General features: G+C 61.4%; 14 protein-coding genes. 5 read left to right on the forward strand and 9 right to left on the reverse strand.

The features are described from left to right. Positions 1-21: 21 nt before the first annotated feature. Together atpA and RXV86_RS07820 are read right to left on the reverse strand one after the other, a co-directional pair. The gene (gene atpA, locus RXV86_RS07815) at positions 22-1,560 is read right to left on the reverse strand and encodes a F0F1 ATP synthase subunit alpha (RefSeq protein WP_316298931.1); all 1,539 of its coding nucleotides are present in this window, start codon (positions 1,558-1,560) and stop codon (positions 22-24) included. After that, a complete protein-coding gene (locus RXV86_RS07820; RefSeq protein WP_316298933.1) occupies positions 1,561-2,121 on the reverse strand; it encodes a F0F1 ATP synthase subunit delta in 561 nt (186 codons plus the stop codon). It abuts the gene before it with no gap. 477 nt (positions 2,122-2,598) lie between these two features. Here RXV86_RS07820 and RXV86_RS07825 point away from each other — a divergent pair, with 477 nt between their 5' ends. Further along, a complete protein-coding gene (locus RXV86_RS07825) occupies positions 2,599-3,435 on the forward strand; it encodes a hypothetical protein (RefSeq protein WP_316298934.1) in 837 nt (278 codons plus the stop codon). Here the strand turns inward: RXV86_RS07825 and RXV86_RS07830 are convergent. Further along, positions 3,432-4,184: a class I SAM-dependent methyltransferase gene (locus RXV86_RS07830; RefSeq protein ID WP_316298935.1), complete on the reverse strand. Its 753-nt coding sequence runs from the start codon at positions 4,182-4,184 to the stop codon at positions 3,432-3,434. The genes RXV86_RS07825 and RXV86_RS07830 overlap by 4 nt on opposite strands. 64 nt (positions 4,185-4,248) lie before the next feature. Between RXV86_RS07830 and gloB the strand changes: the two genes are divergently transcribed. From gloB to clpA, 4 genes are all read left to right on the forward strand, one after another. Next, complete coding sequence (gloB, locus tag RXV86_RS07835; protein ID WP_316298937.1) at positions 4,249-5,019, forward strand: hydroxyacylglutathione hydrolase; 771 nt, start codon at positions 4,249-4,251, stop codon at positions 5,017-5,019. 2 nt (positions 5,020-5,021) lie between these two features. Next, positions 5,022-5,636: a DNA-3-methyladenine glycosylase I gene (locus RXV86_RS07840; protein WP_316298939.1), complete on the forward strand. Its 615-nt coding sequence runs from the start codon at positions 5,022-5,024 to the stop codon at positions 5,634-5,636. A gap of 59 nt (positions 5,637-5,695) precedes the next feature. Beyond that, positions 5,696-6,451: a YqcI/YcgG family protein gene (locus tag RXV86_RS07845; RefSeq protein ID WP_316298941.1), complete on the forward strand. Its 756-nt coding sequence runs from the start codon at positions 5,696-5,698 to the stop codon at positions 6,449-6,451. 186 nt (positions 6,452-6,637) lie between these two features. Beyond that, positions 6,638-8,956: an ATP-dependent Clp protease ATP-binding subunit ClpA gene (gene clpA, locus RXV86_RS07850; RefSeq protein WP_316298943.1), complete on the forward strand. Its 2,319-nt coding sequence runs from the start codon at positions 6,638-6,640 to the stop codon at positions 8,954-8,956. A gap of 253 nt (positions 8,957-9,209) precedes the next feature. Here the strand turns inward: clpA and RXV86_RS07855 are convergent, their stop codons facing one another. The 6 genes from RXV86_RS07855 to RXV86_RS07880 all read right to left on the reverse strand — a co-directional run bounded on the left by RXV86_RS07855 (position 9,210) and on the right by RXV86_RS07880 (position 15,667). Next, the gene (locus RXV86_RS07855) at positions 9,210-9,989 is read right to left on the reverse strand and encodes a methyltransferase domain-containing protein (RefSeq protein ID WP_316298945.1); all 780 of its coding nucleotides are present in this window, start codon (positions 9,987-9,989) and stop codon (positions 9,210-9,212) included. Continuing rightward, positions 9,986-11,908 (reverse strand): ATP-dependent zinc metalloprotease FtsH, encoded by a 1,923-nt coding sequence (ftsH, locus tag RXV86_RS07860; protein ID WP_316298947.1) that lies wholly within the window; start codon positions 11,906-11,908, stop codon positions 9,986-9,988. Before ftsH ends, RXV86_RS07855 begins: the two co-directional genes overlap by 4 nt. A gap of 88 nt (positions 11,909-11,996) precedes the next feature. Further along, entirely contained in the window at positions 11,997-13,262 is a 1,266-nt protein-coding gene (gene tilS / locus RXV86_RS07865; protein WP_316298948.1) for a tRNA lysidine(34) synthetase TilS, read from the reverse strand. Then, positions 13,253-14,080, reverse strand: coding sequence for a tol-pal system protein YbgF (gene ybgF, locus RXV86_RS07870; RefSeq protein WP_316298950.1), 828 nt, complete (start codon positions 14,078-14,080; stop codon positions 13,253-13,255). The genes tilS and ybgF overlap by 10 nt, the downstream gene beginning before the upstream one ends. Before the next feature lie 30 nt (positions 14,081-14,110). Next, a complete protein-coding gene (gene pal / locus RXV86_RS07875; protein WP_316298952.1) occupies positions 14,111-14,629 on the reverse strand; it encodes a peptidoglycan-associated lipoprotein Pal in 519 nt (172 codons plus the stop codon). A 144-nt stretch (positions 14,630-14,773) separates the two neighbouring features. Further along, positions 14,774-15,667, reverse strand: coding sequence for a LysR substrate-binding domain-containing protein (locus tag RXV86_RS07880; protein WP_316298954.1), 894 nt, complete (start codon positions 15,665-15,667; stop codon positions 14,774-14,776). Between the last annotated feature and the right edge of the window lie 71 nt (positions 15,668-15,738).

The following is a 15,738-nucleotide window of genomic DNA, read 5'->3' on the forward strand; positions in this document are numbered from 1 at the left end:
TCCTTATTACCCCTGCTCCCCTTACGCGAAGTCAGCGGCGAATTCGTCGATTGCTGCTTTAACCTTGTCGGCCAGCTCGTCCTTCACCTTGCGGTCGTTGTCGGTGATGTCGGCAAGTACGTCAGCGTGCTTGCTGCGCAGGTGCGCCAGCAGGCCAGCCTCGAAGCGGCCAACTTCACGAACGTCGATTCCGTCAAGGTAGCCGTTGGTACCGGCGTAGATGACGCAGACGATTTCCGCGTTGGTCAGCGGCGAGTACTGCGGCTGCTTCATCAGTTCGGTCAGACGTGCGCCCCGTGCCAGCAGCTGCTGGGTTGCGGCGTCAAGGTCGGAACCGAACTGGGCAAAGGCTGCCATCTCGCGGTACTGGGCCAGCGACAGTTTCACCGGACCGGCAACCGAGGACATCGCCTTGGTCTGGGCCGACGAACCAACGCGCGACACCGACAGACCGGTGTTCACGGCAGGACGGATGCCCTGGTAGAACAGTTCGGTCTCAAGGAAGATCTGACCGTCGGTGATCGAGATCACGTTGGTCGGAATAAACGCCGAGACGTCGCCACCCTGGGTTTCGATCACCGGCAGAGCGGTCAGCGAACCTGCGCCGTTGTCTTCGTTCAGCTTGGCCGAACGCTCCAGCAGACGCGAGTGAAGGTAGAAAACGTCACCCGGGTAAGCTTCACGGCCCGGCGGGCGGCGCAGCAGCAGCGACATCTGACGATACGAAACGGCCTGTTTCGAAAGGTCATCATAGATGATCAGCGCGTGACGGCCATTGTCACGGAAGTGCTCGGCCATCGCGGTCGCGGCGTAGGGCGCCAGGAACTGCAGCGGTGCCGGGTCGGACGCGGTTGCGGCCACGACGATCGAGTATTCGATCGCACCGCTTTCTTCCAGCTTCTTCACCAGCTGAGCAACGGTCGAACGCTTCTGACCAACAGCAACGTAAACACAGTAGAGTTTCTTGCTCTCGTCGTCGCCAGCGGCTTCGTTATAGGATTTCTGGTTCAGGATCGCGTCCAGAGCAACGGCGGTTTTACCGGTCTGACGGTCACCAATGATCAGTTCCCGCTGGCCACGGCCAATCGGGATCATCGAGTCAACGGCCTTGAGGCCGGTCGCCATCGGCTCGTGCACCGATTTCCGCGGGATGATGCCCGGCGCTTTCACGTCGGCGATTCCGCGCTTCTTGGATTTGATCGGACCCTTGCCGTCCAACGGGTTGCCGAGACCGTCAACAACGCGACCCAGCAGCTCGTCACCGATCGGAACGTCCACGATGGCGTTGGTCCGCTTGACGGTGTCGCCTTCTTTAATGTCACGGTCCGAACCGAAAATAACAACACCGACGTTGTCAGTTTCGAGGTTCAGCGCCATCCCGCGGATACCACCGGGGAATTCGACCATCTCACCAGCCTGGATGTTGTCGAGACCGTAAACGCGGGCGATACCGTCGCCGACGCTCAGCACTCGGCCAACTTCGGCCACTTCGGCATCGGCGCCGAAATTCTTGATCTGGTCCTTCAGGATCGCAGAAATCTCTGCAGCTTGGATACCCATTTATCCGACCTCTTTCATTGCATTCTGGAGAGAGTTGAGGCGCGAACGGATCGACGTGTCGATCATTTTCGAACCCACTTTGACGACAAGACCGCCGATGAGGCTCTCATCAACGGTCGCTTTGATATTCACATCCTTGCCGATATTCGCCTTGAGCGTTTTGGCAAGCTTGTCCGACTGCGTCTTGGTCAGCGCCTTGGCGCTTACCACTTCCGCGGTCACTTCGCCCTTGTCCTCTGCAATAGCGTCGCGCAGGGCGGCAACCAGCTGAGGCAAAACGAAGAGACGACGCTTGGCGGCCATCAGGCCCAGCGTGTTGCTCATCGTCGGCGAGAGTTTCATTTTCTTGGCAATTGCAGCGATTGCGCTGCCTTGTTCATCGCGGCTGATCAGCGGCGAAGTGATCAAGGCATTGAAATCGGCGCTGTCGGCCAATGCAGCATCAAGCGCCGCAATATCGGCCTCAATGGCCTTAACCTTCTTGGTTTCCTTGGCCAGATCAAACACGGCCGTGGCATAGCGTGCAGCAATGCCGGAAGAGATCGAAGCTGGTTCGGACACGTCCACCCTTTCGATTTTCTGGCCCCGGTTGGTCGTAAACCCCTCGCGGCGCTAAGCGGCTTTCCGCTTGTGCCGGAAGGGCTCCCCGGGGGCGTTTGCGAGCCCTGCGTTAACAAAGCGTCGAAATTCGGGGCGGGTTTAGCAGAGCCTTACGCACCTAGCAACCTGCTTGCGCGAAAAGGTCTTATTGCAATTCTTACGACTTTTCAACAACTTACGAAAACTGCGACCGTTTGCGCCGGTCGTGGCGCTAAAAAAAGATCATTAAAACGCAACTTTTCCCGAATCCGACCTCCTTCCGTCGGGTCATTCGTTATCGCTATCACTACCGTGTGCGGCAAAACCTGCTCTCTCAGGTGGGTTGCACGTCCAGTTTTCCGGCGTGCAAACCGCCGCACAAGGTGACACGGAATCGCTACTTGGCCTTGGCGTGTACATCGGGCACAAACGTTCTCGTAACTTGATTATCTGGTGCTTATGGCGCGCGTACTGGTCTCTCCTGGCATTCCCTGCGTGGTAGTGGATTTCGATCCGGCAACGGACGTATTGCTAATTGCGCTGCCCGAAGACCAAGGCGGTGGCCTGGATCACACCCTGGACCTGCACCGCGATGCAGCCCGGGACATCATGGCGGTGACGTTGACCCACCAAGCCAGCAAGTCGCGCTTCCTGATCCACCTGCCCGGGGTTGCCCGGCTTGACAGCTCTGCCATCGCGGTACTGTCGCTGTCAGATGCCGCCGCAATTGCACCTTTTGCGAAATTGCACGACAGCGCCACCCTGACCGGCGAAGGTCTCTACCCGCCGGATACGGCCGGTTCGTCCAGCCCCGACAACAGCCCGTTGCAGCACACGCTCGATCATCACCACGACTGGCACCGCGGCGGCCCGCCGCCGGAACGGTTCTTCGACATGTCCAATGCCCGGTCCGAGCTTGCGGTCCAGCTTGGACCTTCCGGTGACGGCGCCGGATTGATCTATGCAATCGAGTTGAACGAAACCACGGCACCGGCCCTGGCCCCCAAGGGAACCGGCGACACGACGGGGCTCGGCAGCACGGACAGGCATCGTTCGATCATCCTGGCCGAAACCGCGCCCTCCACCCCGCATTTGTCGAACGAGCTTCTGACACAATGGTTCGCAGCCCGGCTAGGCAGTACCGAGTTTCGCGCCATCGCCTGGATCTGGCTCGGCAATGAAGGCCACTACACCGACCCCGACACCGGCAAACGCGTCATGTTCGGAGCGATCAACACCTCGCCCCTGCTGTCAATCAAAGGCCCGTTGGCAGGCTCGATTGCAATCAACCGCTAGCGGATGATGCCGCGTGCCGCTGAAGGTTCTGGCTTGGGCGTCAGGATCGAAATCGGCTTTCTTACCCGTTCGCCCAACCCCCCGCTGGGGGCCGGTATCCGCTTGGAGGCCTCGACCATCAGCACCCCGCCCGCCGCAATCACTGGAAGCGCCCGCCCGGCGCGCTCCCAGAATGGCCCGGTCTTGCGCCAGAAGCGGCGATTGCTGGGCGGCTGGTAGAGCGTGGTGCGCTGGCGTTCGGTCAGGAACCCGTGGGTCTTGAGCTGCGTGTCGAGCTGACCCAGGGAATAGGGCCGGCCAAACCCAAAAGGCGTCGCATCGTTCCGGCTCCACAGCCCGGCCCGGTTGGGCACGATAAAGAGCGCCTTGCCGCCCGGTCCCAGCACCCGCAGGCATTCCTCCAGCACCGCGCTCGGCATCTCGCTGGTCTCAAGCCCATGCGTCACGATGAGCTTGTCGACATGCCCGGTTTCGATCGGCCAAAGGGTTTCCTCGCACAGTACACTGACATTGGGCTGCCCCGCAGGCCAGGGCATCACCCCCTGCGGTCCCGGCATTAACGCGATCACCCGCCGCGCGTCGCCAAGGTAAGGTCGCAACAATGGTACGGCAAAACCGAAGCCCAGCACGGTCTGGCCATGCGCCTCGGGCCAGATATCCAACACCTGATCGCGGATTACCTTCTGCGCCGCCCGCCCCAGCGTGCTGCGGTAATAGAAGTTGCGCAGGTCCTGGACGTCCAAGTGCATTGCAGCCGGGGCTCCTTTGGGTCACTCTCGCTCACAACTTAACAACAGCGCAGCGGAAAACACCATGGCCCTCGAACTCGTCACCATTCCCTGTCTCTCGGACAACTACACCTTCCTGATGCATTGTGACGAGACCGGCGACACCGCCGTGATCGACACGCCCGAGTCCGCTCCCATCGCCGCCGAGCTGGAACGGCGCGGCTGGACCCTGACCCATGTGCTGCTGACCCATCACCACTATGATCACGTCGACGGGCTTGAGGAATTGAAGGCCGATTATCCCGATGCCGTGGTGGTCGGGGCCGCGGCCGACGCCAACCGCCTGCCGCCGCTGGATATCAAGGTGAAGGAAGGCGACACGGTGACCGTCGGGATCGAATGGGTGCGGGTGCTTGATGTGTCAGGCCATACCGAGGGCCACATCGCCTATCACTTCCCGGAAAGCGAGATGGCCTTTACCGGCGACAGCCTGATGGCTTTGGGATGTGGCCGCCTGTTCGAGGGCACGCCGCAGCAGATGTTCGACAGTCTCACGAAATTGGCCGCGCTTTCGCCCGACACACTGATCTGCTCGGGCCATGAATATACCATGTCGAACGCCAAATTCGCCCTCTCGGTCGAACCCGGCAATGCCGCGCTGCAAGCCCGCGCCGCTGAAACCGAAGCAATGCGCGCGCGTGGCGAATTCACCGTGCCGTCGCGTCTGCAATTGGAACTCGACACCAATCCGTTCCTGCGCTGGGACAGCGCCGAGATCCAAGCCTCGGTCGGTCTCCCCGGTGACGATCCGGTTGCGGTCTTCGCCGCCACCCGGGCTGCCAAGGACAATTTCTGAGTATGACCGCCCTGACCCAAGGCCCGGATGGACAAGCCCGCTGCAAATGGTGTGAAGGCTACGCACCCTTCGTGCCCTACCACGATACCGAATGGGGCTTCCCGGTCAACAACGACATCCGTCTCTTCGAAAAGCTCTGTCTCGAGTCGTTCCAATCCGGCCTCAGTTGGCGCACCATCCTCGACAAGCGCGAGAATTTCCGCGCCGCTTTTGACGGGTTCGATTTCAACAAGATGGCGACCTACGACGAAGCAGATGTAGAGCGCCTGTTGCAAAACGCGGGCATCATCCGCCATCGCGGCAAGATCGAGGCGGTAATCAACAACGCCGCCCGCGCCCAGGAGATCATAGCCGATTACGGCAGCCTCGCCGCCTATGTCTGGTCCTTCGAGCCCCCTGAAAGCGAGATACCCGAACCGCAATCTCTGACCATGTCACCGGCCAGCCACGCCATGTCCAAGGACATGAAGAAGAAGGGGTGGAAATTCGTCGGGCCAACCACTGTCTTTGCGTTCATGCAATCCATGGGCCTGATCAACGACCATGCCAAAGGCTGTGTGATCCGCGACCAGGTGGCCACCGCCCGGGCCGGTTTTGCCCGTCCGCAGGCAAAGTAACCAGCCGCGTCAACCTGCCGGTTGAAATAGATGTCTTTGAAACATAGCTTTGCAGTCCGATGGAGGGGACGCTTGCTTTGCTGATTTCACAGACCGAACTGGAAACCCATTCAGTTGAAGCCTGGCACCAGGACGTGCTGGACGACATCCGCGCACGCCTGTCCTCACCCAGCGACTTTCCCTGCACCTTTTCACAAAACGCCTTTCGCCGCCGCCTCGTACAATTCGCCTTTGTCGATGCCCCTGGCACCGCCGGGTTCGATCAGGGCGCTACAGCCCTCACTCAGTACGCCGCCGAAAGCCGCAACTGGGATGGCCGCGTCGACAGCGCCAAGCCGCTGCTGATGGTCTTTGGTCCCGGCACTGTTGCAGGCAATAAACTCGACGACTACCACGCCCATGGCTGGCAGGCGCTGCACCATTGGATGGCCACCGACCCCACCCCCTGGCCCGAAACCGTGGCACCAAACCCGCAAGACCCGTTCTGGTCCTTCTGCTTCGACGGCCTGCAGCTTTTCGTCAACATGTCGGCCCCGGCCCATGTCACCCGCAAAAGCCGCAACCTCGGCCGCTACCTGACCCTGGTCATCAACCCGCGCGAACGGTTCGACATCGTCGCTGGCGACACACCTGAAGGCCAGCGGACCCGCGCCCGTATCCGTGCCCGCGCCGAGGCCTATGACGGCATCCCCCACTCGCCGCGTCTAGGCAGCTACCAAAAAGGCGAACTGGAATGGGTGCAATACGCCCTGCCCGACGACAACGACACGCCGCTTGGGTCCTGCCCGCTGCACGCTCGGGATCAAGCGACCTGACCAATTCCGGGCGAAAATCCCCGGTTTTTCACCACTCCCTCGGAAATGTGACGTGTTTTTCCCAGAAAACCCTTGAAGCCAGCCGTCAATCGACCAAACTTTAAGACTATGAGGCCATGATCACCGGGCGGGCCTGCAACTTTGGTTTTTCGCTCAGTGGCGCAGCAAAAAGGAGCATGAAGTAACATGCCTTCATTCTCGACCACCCTGGAACAGGCCATTCACGGCGCGCTGGCGCTGGCGAATACGCGCCGACATGAATATGCAACGCTCGAGCATCTGCTTCTGGCCCTGCTCGACGAACCCGACGCGGTCCGCGTGATGCAGGCCTGTTCGGTCGACCTCGAAGAATTGCGCCAGACCCTTGTCGAATTCATCGACGATGACCTGTCGAACCTGGTGACTGAACTTGAGGGCTCCGAAGCTGTTCCAACCGCTGCCTTCCAACGCGTGATCCAACGCGCGGCCATCCATGTGCAAAGTTCCGGGCGCAGCGAAGTCACCGGGGCCAACGTTCTGGTCGCCATCTTCGCCGAACGCGAATCCAACGCCGCCTACTTCCTGCAACAGCAGGACATGACCCGTTATGACGCCGTGAACTTTATTGCCCACGGCGTCGCCAAGGACGCCGCCTTTGGTGAATCCCGCCCGGTGCAGGGGGCCGATATCGAGGAAGAGATTCACACCACAGATGAGGGCGACGGCAAGGAAAGCGCGCTGGCCAAATACTGTGTCGATCTGAACGCCAAGTCCCGCAAGGGCGATGTCGATCCGCTGATCGGTCGCGATCACGAGGTCGAACGCTGCATCCAGGTGCTGTGCCGACGCCGCAAGAACAACCCGCTTCTGGTCGGTGACCCGGGCGTTGGCAAGACCGCCATCGCCGAGGGTCTCGCCCACAAGATCGTCGAGGGCGAAACCCCCGAGGTCCTGTCCGAAACCACGATCTATTCGCTCGACATGGGCGCGCTCTTGGCCGGGACCCGCTATCGCGGCGATTTCGAGGAGCGGCTCAAGGCCGTGGTGACCGAGTTGGAAGATCACCCCGACGCGGTACTCTTCATCGACGAGATACACACCGTGATCGGCGCCGGTGCCACCTCGGGTGGGGCCATGGACGCCTCGAACCTGCTGAAACCCGCGCTTCAGGGCGGCAAGCTGCGTTGCATGGGCTCGACCACCTACAAGGAATTCCGCCAGCATTTCGAAAAGGACCGGGCGCTCAGTCGCCGGTTCCAGAAGATCGATGTGAACGAGCCCTCGGTCGAGGACACGGTGAAAATCCTGCGCGGGTTGAAACCGTATTTCGAGGAACATCACGGCGTGAAATACACCGCCGACGCGATCAAGACCGCCGTTGAACTGGCTGCGCGCTACATCAACGACCGCAAGCTGCCCGACAAGGCCATCGACGTCATCGATGAGGCCGGCGCGGCCCAGCACCTTGTCGCCAAGGCCAAGCGGCGCAAATCCATCGGCGTGAAAGAGATCGAAGAGATCGTGGCGAAAATCGCCCGCATCCCGCCGAAAAACGTCTCCAAGGACGACAGCGCCGTCTTGAAGGACCTCGAAAAATCGCTCAAGCGCGTGGTCTTCGGTCAGGACACGGCGATCGAGGCGCTTTCAAGCGCGATCAAGCTTGCCCGTGCCGGTCTGCGCGAGCCGGAAAAACCCATCGGCAACTATCTCTTTGCCGGGCCCACCGGCGTCGGCAAGACCGAGGTTGCCAAGCAATTGGCCGACACGCTGGGCGTGGAACTCCTGCGTTTCGACATGTCCGAATACATGGAGAAACACGCGGTTTCGCGCCTGATCGGTGCGCCTCCGGGCTATGTCGGCTTTGATCAGGGCGGCATGCTCACCGACGGCGTCGATCAGCACCCCCATTGTGTCTTGCTTCTGGACGAGATCGAAAAGGCCCACCCGGATGTCTACAACATCCTTCTGCAGGTGATGGACCATGGCGAGCTGACCGATCACAACGGCCGCACGGTGAACTTCCGCAACGTGATCCTGATCATGACGTCGAACGCAGGCGCCGCCGACATGGCCAAGGCTGCCATTGGCTTCGGTCGTGACCGTCGCGAGGGCGAGGACACCGCCGCGATCGAACGCATGTTCACGCCGGAATTCCGCAACCGCCTCGATGCTGTGGTCAGCTTTGCGCCTTTGGGCAAAGAGGTCATCCTGCAGGTGGTCGAGAAATTCGTGCTCCAGCTCGAAGCCCAGCTGATGGACCGCAACGTCACCATCGAGTTGACCCGCAAGGCCGCCGAATGGCTGGCCGACAAGGGCTATGACGACAAGATGGGCGCGCGTCCTCTGGGCCGAACGATCCAGGAATACATCAAGAAACCGCTCGCGGAAGAGTTGCTCTTTGGCAAGCTGTCGAAGGGCGGCATCGTCAAGGTCGGTGTCAAGAAGGGCGAGCTGGATATCTCCATCGAAGGCCCGCAAAAACGCCGGATCAAGGGTGACAAGCCACCGCTTCTGACCGCGGATTGATCCAAGCCTCGATCGGCCGCAATCTGCTTGCGGTCGATCCATTGCCGTCACAGTGGCCGATTGTTTCCTTTGAGGCTCGTCGGTCCCGACTTGATTGCAGCGCGCCACTACCAGCGCGGGCCCAACACCTGTGATGATCGAAAGAAATCAAAAGTCCCGCCGTCAGCCCCTGCGGTGCGGGGGCGCGGGGTGGGTTCGCGCCTTGATCACCAATCTTAACACCGCTGCAATGGGTGGGAGCGCCCCCGCACCCTCACACCGTCAGCGTGAAAAACATCCGCCGGAAGGGAAACAGCACCGTCCCGTCCTCGCCCCTCGGATAGGCCTTCTCCATCACCGCCTCATACGCGGCAATCAATTTCTCCTGCTCGCCCTCGTCCAGCGCCTCAAGGATCGGCCGGGCATAGGTGCTCTCGGTAAAGCGCCGCACCGGATGTGCGTCTTCCTCGGCAGGCAGCACCTGGTAATACTCGCTTTCCCACAAGGTAAACGTCCCCAAACCGGAAAGAAGGTGGAAATACCGCGCCGGTTCCATCACCCCTGGCCCGGCCTCGAAATCCACCCGGTCCGGGAAGTACTCGCTGGCCAGTTGCCGCCACAGCCGGTGCGACGGCGCATTGTTTTGCCGTGGCATCTGCACCGCCAGGGTGCCCCCCGGCGCCAGCATCCCCGCCAGACGCGGCATCAGCGCCTCGTGATCGCCCAGCCAATGCAACGCCGCGTTGGAAAAGATCAGCCCGCAGCGTTCACTCTGCCAGTCGCCAATGTCGGCCTGATCCAGCGCGTCATAGGCGTCGCTTTCCCCTGCTTTCTCCAACATCGCTGGCGAGGCATCGACACCGACCAGCCGGTGCCCGACAAAACGCGCCTTCAGGCTTTCACCCATGGCGCCGCTGCCACATCCCAGGTCGATCACGTCGCCGCCCCCAACCGAGCGCACCGCGCCCATCAGGTCCAGTGCCGGGCGCAAACGCAAATCCCGGAACCTGCCATAGGCCCCGGGATTCCAATCCTTTGTCTTGTCTGCGCTCATGCCGACGGCTCAGGCTCCATGCCGCCATCGCCCTTGGGTTTCGAGCGCGGCTTGGTCTTGGGCACGGCGGTGACAGACGGCGCGCTTCCGGTATCGGGCTTGTCGTCTTCGTCCTCGTCCTTGTGCGGCGGCTCACCGCGCATGACGCGCTCAATCTCTTCACCCGTCAGTGTCTCGTATTCCAGAAGACCTTCCGCAAGGCGTTCCCAATCTTCCTTGCGCTCGCTCAGGATACGGTGCGCCTCGTCGTAGCCCTCGTCGATGATCCGCTTGACCTCGTCCTCGATCAGCTCCTTGGTGTGGGCCGAAATCGAGAACCCGCCGGCACCGCCACCGCGGAACGCTTCTGCCGCTTCCTGGTAGTCGATATTGCCGACCTTGTCGGACATGCCCCAGCGCATCACCATGGCGCGGGCCAATCCGCTGGCCTGCATGATGTCACCGGACGGGCCGTTCGATACCGCGCCTTCACCGTATTTGATGATCTCGGCGGCCTTGCCGGCCATGGTCATGGCGATTTTCTGTTTCAGCTCGTCCTTGAAATAGTTGAGTTGATCCATCTCGGGCAGGCTCATCACCATGCCCAGCGCCTGACCGCGCGGAATGATCGTGGCCTTGTAGACAGGATCACACTTCGGCAGGCTCAGCCCGACAATGGCATGCCCTGCCTCGTGATACGCCGTCATTTCTTTCTGAGCCTGGGTCATGACCATGGACCGCCGCTCGGCGCCCATCATGATCTTGTCCTTGGCCATCTCGAAATCTTCCATCGCGACAAACCGGCGCCCGATCCTTGCGGCCATAAGCGCCGCCTCATTCACCAGGTTGGCCAGATCGGCCCCAGAGAAGCCCGGCGTGCCGCGTGCGATAATGCGCAAGTCCACATCCGGACCCAGCGGCGTCTTGCGCGCATGCACGCCCAGGATTTTCTCGCGCCCCTTGATATCAGGGTTCGGAACGGTGACTTCGCGGTCGAACCGGCCCGGACGCAACAGCGCGGGGTCCAGAACATCCTTGCGGTTGGTCGCCGCGATGATGATCACACCTTCGTTGGCCTCGAACCCGTCCATCTCGACCAGCAACTGGTTGAGTGTCTGTTCGCGTTCGTCATTGCCGCCGCCATAACCGGCACCACGATGGCGGCCCACGGCGTCGATCTCGTCGATGAATACGATGCAAGGCGCGTTCTTCTTGGCCTGCTCAAACATGTCACGAACACGGGATGCACCCACGCCCACGAACATTTCAACGAAGTCAGAACCAGAGATGGTGAAGAACGGCACACCCGCCTCACCCGCAATCGCGCGGGCCAGCAGCGTCTTACCAGTGCCCGGAGGGCCCACCAGCAGAGCGCCCTTGGGAATCTTGCCACCCAAACGGCTGAATTTCTGCGGGTTGCGCAGGAACTCGACGATCTCTTCCAACTCTTCCTTGGCCTCGTCGATGCCCGCCACGTCGTCGAATGTCACCCGACCCTGCTTCTCGGTCAGCATCTTGGCCTTGGACTTGCCGAATCCCATGGCGCCGCCGCCGCGACCGCCCTGCATCCGGTTCATGAAATAGACCCAAACCCCGATCAGCAGCAGGAACGGCAACAGGCTCAGGATAAAGGTCTGAAAGCCCGATTGCTCCTGGCTTTCGGCCTTCACGGGAATATTGCTGTCGATCAACAGGTCGGTGACTTCCGCGTCCTGCGGCTTGATCACCACGTAATCCTTGCCGTCATTTCCGCGGAACCGGACTTGCTCGCCATCAAGCGTCACATTGGACACGCGGCCTTCTTCGACGGCGGTCACGAACTCGGAATAGCTCAGCTCGCGGCTCTGCAACGTGTTGCCCCCACCCGAAAACAGGTTGAACAGGGCCAGGATCAGCAAAAACAGCACGACCCAGAAAGCAACATTTCTCGCGTTACCCAATGGTTTGCTCCTCACGGTTGGGTTTGCGCCCTCCTATCACGGCGGCGCACCGAATTAAAATAGGGATCACGCGCTCATCTTCAATGCACTATTTCCGGCGAGGCAGAAGTGTTGCGAAGAATCCTTCCGCACCCCCTTCAACCTCGGCCTTCCAGTCCGGATTAAGCCCCGCCAACGGCGCCGCCAGCAGGGTTTCACCCTGCCAGACAGCGGGTGACGCGGCCAGTGATGCAAAAGGCAATCCGCTGTCGCGCCAATCTGGACATTGTAAGAGCCCCACCTCACCTAGTGCACGCAGCTCGACCCCTGGCGCCACCGGTCCGACAATGCGCCATCGCCCATCCCAGACCTGATCCTGCTGGGCGGTGATTCCGGCCACTGCGCCGGGTTCGCGGCTGATACGGATCACTTCCGGTTCGACCCGGATCAAGCACCCCGCCAGAGTGCTGGTCGCACCTTCGTTTATCGACGTGATCAGCTGCGCCAGCTTGGCACGGCGCGGCGGGTACTCCGACTGCCCGATCCAGCCGAGCACCGCTCGTAAAATCCGCCTGGCAATCTCCTCATGCAGCGTCCGCCAGCGCTTGCGATTCAGCACGACATCGCCGCGCTCGACCCGGACCGCCTCGCGTGCTTCCAGATGAGCGTGCCAATCCAGCGCCTCACGCGCCGTCGTCATGTGGCCGGCGACCACACTCAGGGTTTCCGCATTGATCCCAAGCCCTGCCATTTCGGCCAGCACATCGCGCGCACGAATGCGCTCGTACATGCGATCCTCGTTCGACGGGTCCTCGACCCACGCCTGCCCACGCCCGCGCAGATAATCCCGCAACGCCTCACGTGACACCGTCAACAGCGGTCGGACAAAACTCACCCCGTGCTGCCTGCGCCGGGAAGGCATTGCGGCCAACCCGTCCACACCCGAGGCCCGCGCCAACCGCATCATGAAAGTCTCGGCCTGATCGTCACGGGTGTGGGCCAGGGCCACTGCCTGCAATTCAAGCCGCGCTGCCCAGTCGGCCAACAGCCCATAACGTGCGCGCCGCGCCGCGTCTTGCAGATTGCCCTGTCCGTCCCAGCCCTCCCATGTCAGGGTCTCATGCTCCAGACCCTGCGCCTCGGCCACCGCGCCCACAAACCGCGCTTCCTCTGTCGCCTCGGGCCGCAACCCGTGATCAACGGTGGCCACAAACAGCGTTGCATCCTGCGCCCGCGCCCAGTCGGCCAGCAAAAGCATCAATGCCAGCGAATCCCCGCCGCCAGACACCGCAACGCCCAACCGTTCCGGTGGGTCGGCTGCGAAGAATGCTGCAATCGTTTGGAAAAGCTGCTCGGCCTTGAGCGTCACGAGCATCCCAGCCGTGCCATGGCCTCGCGCGCCTTGGTCTCGGCGCTGCCGCCCGGAAAGCGCACGCCAACCTCGGCCAATGTCACACAGGCCTCGCTGGTCTGGCCCAACCGGCCCAGCCCGTTGCCCAGGTGATACAGCGCCTCCGGTGCGCTGCGGCCATTGGGCTCGGTGCTGAAAGCATCCAGATAGGCCCGCGCCGCGCCGGTCAAATCGCCCGCCGCTTCCAAGGCCTGGCCACGGCCCAGATGCGCTGATGCTGCCATCGGGCTGCCGGGGTAGGTGTCGTTGAAGGCGGCGTATTTCGCCGCCGCACCCTGATGGTCTCCGGCTTCGAACGCTGCCCGTGCCGCATCGAAATCGGCCTGCTCACCCATGGCAAGCTGTGGCGCGTCGGTCGCTGCGGGTTGCGAGACCGGCACGGCAGGTCCGGAAGAGTCCGCCACATCACCTCCCAGTGTTGGGGTCTCACCCAGAGCACTCACATCGCCGCCTTCCAGCTCAACAAGGCGGAACTCAAGGTCGGAAACCCGGCTGGTGCCGTCCTTGACGATCGCCGATACCCGGAACTCAAGCTGTTCGGTCTTGCCGGTCAGGCGCTGCAATTCGCTCTCGATTGCGGCCACCCGATCCAGGATCGAGCCGCCGGTCAGGCTCCCTGTCGCTCCGGTGGTCGACAGCTCGCGCTTGAGCTTCTGGAGCTCCACGTAGAGAACGGTCAGTTCCTGGCGAATATCGGCCAGTGTCTCGGCCTTGTCCTGGGCAAAACCCGCACCAGCGGTCAACATCGTGGCGACCGCAACAACCTTAAACATCCCACGCATCCTGCCGTGTCCTTCGACCATCACGCCCAATTATCCACTCAGATCAGATTTCAGCACCGTTACTGCGCGCCGGTTCTGGCTGTAACAAGCTTCTTCGGAACATATCGCGATTGGACGTTCCTTGCCATAGCTGAGCGTCTTCAACCGCCCTGCCGGAAGCCCCCGCGACATCAGGTATTCGCGGACCGCGTTGGCCCGGCGTGCCCCCAGGGCCAAGTTGTGTTCGCGCGTGCCCTGCTCATCAGCATGGCCTTCGATCACCGCGTTGTAATCCGAGTTAGTGGTCAGCCAGCTCGCCTGCCCGTCCAGCACCTGCTTGGCCGATCCCGTCAGCGTATGCTGATCCACTTCAAAGAGCACCCGGTCGCCGATGGCCTGGCTGAAATAAAGCGGCGATTTGGGGTCATTGGCACTGCCCTCAATGATACCTGAACCGGTCGAGCCGGTCTGTGCCGGGGCCTCGTTGCCGCTGCCAAAGCGACCTGCATCGGTGCACGCACCCAAGCTTAGCGCCGCCACGATCATCAGCGGTTTACCCAATTGGAACATTGTCGATTGCCTCATTTTCATTGTTTTGTTGCCCGCCTTTTATCACAGGCCCGCGCCCATGGGAATCGTCTCTATTCAGGGCTGGGCATTGCGCAGGATCACGCCAAAGCGCTTTTGCGCGGCAATTTGCCGAAAACCCCGGGGTCAGACCGCGTATTCCGCCACGCTGGCGGTCAGCTCAGCCAGAAACTCCTGGCCCACCGCTGTCATCGGCCGGTGCTTGGCGGTGATGATCGACAGATCAAGCGTCACCTGCGGCGCAAACCTCCGGGTGACAAATCCGCCTTCGTAATCGAACCCGATGGTGAAGGGATCGACCAGTGCCGCCCCGAACCCGTGTTTGACAAAACTCAGTGTGTTCTGATGCAGATGGGTATGCACCCGCGTGTTCCATCGGGCCCCCGCCTGCTCGAACGCATCGCGGGTTCGCCGATAGGTCATGTGCTCGGGCCCCATCACCACGAACGGGTAGCCATCCAGCAATTCCGGCGTCAGCACCGCGTGTTCCGCCAGCGGGCTATCCTCGGGCAGCGCACATTGGCATTCGAACCGGAAATGCTGGGCATCGAACACGCCCCCCAGTACAGGCTCTTCGCATATCCCGATCTCGAACAGCCCCGCCTGCACCCATTCCTGTATCCGCGCTGAATACTGCGCCTGATAAGAAATCGACAGATTCGGGCGGCTTTCGGCAAACCGCGCTATCTCACCCGGCATAAAGCCAATGGACAGCGCATGCGGTGCCACCACCTGCAACTGCCCGGCCTTCTGGTTCTGCAAATCGGTCACCGCCTGGGCGACGTGATCCAGTCCCCGCACCACCGTGTCGATCTCCTGAAACAGCACCCCGGCCTCGGGCGTCGGATGCAACCGCCCCTTGGTGCGGCTGAACAATTTCAGCTGGGTTTGCCGTTCCAACTGGCTCAGTAGGTTGGAAATCCCGGGCTGCGAAATACCCAGATGCTCGGCCGCGCCGGTCACCGTACCGGTTTCGATCACGGCGTGAAACGCCTGCAACTGTCTGAAACGCAAGGACATGCCGGGAACTATATCACGAAAACTTATACCTTGCCCAGAACATCATATTTGAAATGATGTCATTCCCCCGC

The organism is Aliisedimentitalea sp. MJ-SS2 (genome assembly GCF_032586155.1).
Lineage (GTDB): Bacteria > Pseudomonadota > Alphaproteobacteria > Rhodobacterales > Rhodobacteraceae > JAWHTC01.